Genomic DNA, 3,466 nt, shown 5'->3' with positions numbered 1-3,466 from the left:
CTCCGACCCCGCCCCCGTCCGACCCTTCACAGCAGGAGACCACCCATGCGCAGACGATTCATCCCTCTCGCCGCCGTCCTGGCGTCGACCGCCGCCCTCACCGGCTGCAGCGGCTTCGGAGGAGGAGGCGGCGGTTCGGCCGACGCCGACTCGATCACCTTCACCACCTGGGCCAGCGAGTCCGAGCAGGCGGCCTTCGAGTCGCTGATCACCGACTTCGAGGCCGAGCACGAGGGGGCGAGCGTCGAGCTCAACGTCGTCCCCTACGACCAGATGTTCAGCAACATCGACGCGCAGCTGTCGTCGGGCGAGGCCCCCGACGTGTTCCGCGTCGACTACGGCAACCTCGGCGTCTACTCCAGCCAGGAGCAGCTGCTCGACCTGACCGACCGGATCGACGACTTCGACTCCTTCACGCCCGCGTTCCAGGAGGCCGTCTCCTTCGAGGGGAAGCCCTACGGCGTCCCGCACCAGACCGACGTGTCGGCGCTGCTGGTGAACACGCAGCTGCTCGCGGCGGCCGGCATCACCGACGTGCCGACCACCGCCGACGAGGCGTGGACCTGGGAGGAGTTCGCCGACGCCTCCGCGAAGCTGCGCGCGAGCCTGCCCGCCGAGCAGTATCCGTTCGTCTACAACTGGCAGCTCGGCGGCACGCCCCGCTGGCTGAGCTGGCTGTTCGAGGCCGACGGCACGCTGCTGGAGGAGGACGGCACCACTCCGGCGATCGACTCCGCCGCCGGCGCGAAGGCGCTGGACTTCACGAAGAGCTTCTTCGACAACGACTGGGTCCCGCCGACCAGCTCGGTGAAGTCCGCCACCTACGCCGACTCCTTCTTCACGGAGCAGACCGCGGCGATGGCGTTCGCCGGGTCCTTCCTCGTGCCGGACATCGACGACCTCGCCGACTTCGAGTGGACCGCCACGCCGATGCCCGTCGACGAGCGCGGCGCGACCGACCTCGGCGGCAACGCCCTCGTCGCCACGGCCGACACCGACAACCCGGAGCTCGCGACCGAGTTCCTCTCGTTCATGACGCAGGCCGACACCATGGCCGAGTTCTGCGCGGCGACGAACGAGCTGCCCACCCGGTCCGACATCGACCCCGCGTCGATCGACTTCGCGGTGCGCCCGGACGTGATGCCCGTGTTCGTCGAGCAGGCCGCGACGATCACCCCGCGGGACGTGCAGCAGCTCACCTCGCCGTTCCTCGCGAAGATCTCCGTCGCGATGCAGGACCAGCTCGAGGAGGCGTTCGTCGGCGGGCGCAGCACCGAGGAGACCCTCTCCGGCCTCGACGCGGCCATCCAGCAGGCGACCAGCTGATGACCGCCACCACCCTCCGCGGCCGGGCGGGCTCCTCCGCCTGGCCGCGGTCGGCCCGCAGGCGCGAGGCCCTCGCCGGCTTCGGCTTCGTCGGCCCGAACCTGCTCCTGATGGCGCTGTTCCTGTTCGTGCCGATCCTCTGGGCGATCCAGCTCTCGTTCCAGGAGTCGCGCGGCTTCGGCACGCCCGAGTGGGTCGGCTTCGCGAACTACCTGCGGATGGGCGCCGACCCGGTGTTCTGGCAGAGCCTGGGCAACACCATCCTCTTCACCGCGGTCACCGTGCCGCTCGAGCTCGCCGGCGGCCTCGGCCTGGCCGTGCTGCTCAACTCCGTGCTGCCCGCGCGCGGGATCTTCCGCACGGTGATCGTGCTGCCCCTGGTGATCTCGGGCGTCGCCTCCGGGATGATCGCGGTCACGATCTTCAGCGAGTCCTCGGGCATCGTGAACAAGGTGCTGAGCTCGCTGGGCGCCTCGCCGGTCGCGTGGCAGTCGGACGGCTCCGCGGCGATGATCTCGGTGATGCTGACCGCGGTGTGGCTGCGGATCGGCTTCAACATGGTGATCTACCTGGCGGGCCTGCAGAGCGTCTCGCCCGAGCTCTACGAGGCCGCACGGATCGACGGAGCGACGCGCTGGCAGCAGTTCCGCGCACTGACGGTGCCGCTGGTCGGCCCGTCCACCTTCTTCCTGCTGATCATGAACGTGATCGCCTCGTTCCAGGTCTTCGACATCGTCTTCGTGATGACGGGCGGCGGCCCCGGCTTCTCCACGTCGGTGCTCGGCACCTACGCGTACCGCAACGGCTTCCAGGTCCGCGAGCAGGGCTACGGCGCCGCGCTCGGCGTCGTCATCCTGCTGGTCTCCCTCGCCTTCACCTACCTGCAGTGGCGCACGAGCCGCACGCGCGACCTCGTCGACTAGGAGCCCTCATGTCGTCCTCCACCGTCACCACGCCCGCCGCGGTAACCGCGGCCACCGCCCGCGAGACCCCGCGCCGGCGCCCCTCCCGCCGCGACGGCTCCCGCTCCGGACTCGTCGTCCGCCTCGTCGTCGCGATCGTCGCCTCGGCGATCGTGTTCTTCCCGCTGTACTGGATGCTCGTCATCGCCTTCTCGCCGCGCGGCGAGGTGTTCGCGCCCGGCCCGCCCCGCTTCTGGCCGAGCGAGATCTCGTTCGAGAACTTCGCGACGGTGTTCGCGCGCTTCCCCGTGGGCGAGTGGTTCGTCAACTCGGTCGTGATCGGGGTGTTCGTCACGGTGTTCACCGTCGTGGTGAACCTGCTGGCCGGCTGGGGCTTCGCGCGGCTGCGCTTCCCGGGGCGGAACCTGCTGTTCCTGCTCGCACTGGCCACGATGATGATCCCGGTGCAGGCGATCATGGTCGCGCAGTTCAAGCTCGTGACCGGACTGCAGATCTACGGCACCTACTGGTCGGTGATCCTGCCCGGAGCAGCGGCGGCCTTCGGGATCTTCCTCGCCCGGCAGTTCTTCCTCTCCATCCCGGAGGAGCTGATCGAGGCGGCGCGGATCGACGGGGCCGACCACCTGCGGGTGTTCCTGCAGATCGTGCTGCCGCTCTCGAAGCCGCTGATCGCCGTCCTGATCCTGCTGACTCTGCTCGGCAGCTGGAACGACTTCGCCTGGCCGCTGATCGCCCTGAAGGACAACGAGCTGTTCACGCTGCCGATCGGCCTGCTCTACCTCAAGGGCCAGTCGACGCCTGACTACAGCGCGAGCATGGCGCTGGCGCTGGTGTCGGTGCTGCCGATGGTGCTGCTGTTCCTGTGCTTCCAGCGCTACTTCGTGCAGGGGTTCGCGCGCAGCGGCATCCGGTGAGGTCGGGCGGCGGCACGGGCGGGGGCACGGGCGGAGTGGAGCGGTCGCCGCGGCGGGGCGCTCCTGACCGGACGGGGCAGGAGAGGACGTGGACGGAGAGGACAGAGCAGGGCCGGAGAGGACGGGGCAGGAGAGTGCCGACGGACGCGGCGGGCGGCGGGCGGCGGGCGGCGGAGAACGTGAACCACGTGGAGGTCGTCCGGTCGTGATCTCTCGAGTTCGACGGCTCTCCTGCGCGGCGGGGGCGTCCGCCAGCCGGAGCGGGGCGGGAGCGGACCGGGACGGAGCGGACCGGGACGGAGG

Annotated in this window: 3 protein-coding genes; all 3 read left to right on the top strand. The window is 70.1% G+C overall.

Annotated elements, in window-relative coordinates:
* Nucleotides 1–45: 45 nt before the first annotated feature.
* The 3 genes from C5C99_RS16565 to C5C99_RS16555 are packed head-to-tail and all read left to right on the top strand — an operon-like array spanning nt 46 to nt 3,163.
* Entirely contained in the window at nt 46–1,326 is a 1,281-nt protein-coding gene (locus C5C99_RS16565; RefSeq protein ID WP_244229553.1) for a sugar ABC transporter substrate-binding protein, read from the top strand.
* Nucleotides 1,326–2,249: a carbohydrate ABC transporter permease gene (locus C5C99_RS16560; protein ID WP_104340436.1), complete on the top strand. Its 924-nt coding sequence runs from the start codon at nt 1,326–1,328 to the stop codon at nt 2,247–2,249. Before C5C99_RS16565 ends, C5C99_RS16560 begins: the two co-directional genes overlap by 1 nt.
* Nucleotides 2,250–2,257: 8 nt before the next feature.
* Nucleotides 2,258–3,163, top strand: coding sequence for a carbohydrate ABC transporter permease (locus C5C99_RS16555; RefSeq protein WP_104340435.1), 906 nt, complete (start codon nt 2,258–2,260; stop codon nt 3,161–3,163).
* Nucleotides 3,164–3,466 lie beyond the last annotated feature (303 nt).

This window comes from Rathayibacter sp. AY1C4 (assembly GCF_002932195.1).
Classification (GTDB): domain Bacteria; phylum Actinomycetota; class Actinomycetes; order Actinomycetales; family Microbacteriaceae; genus Rathayibacter.
This window is presented reverse-complemented; position numbering and strand designations above follow the sequence as displayed.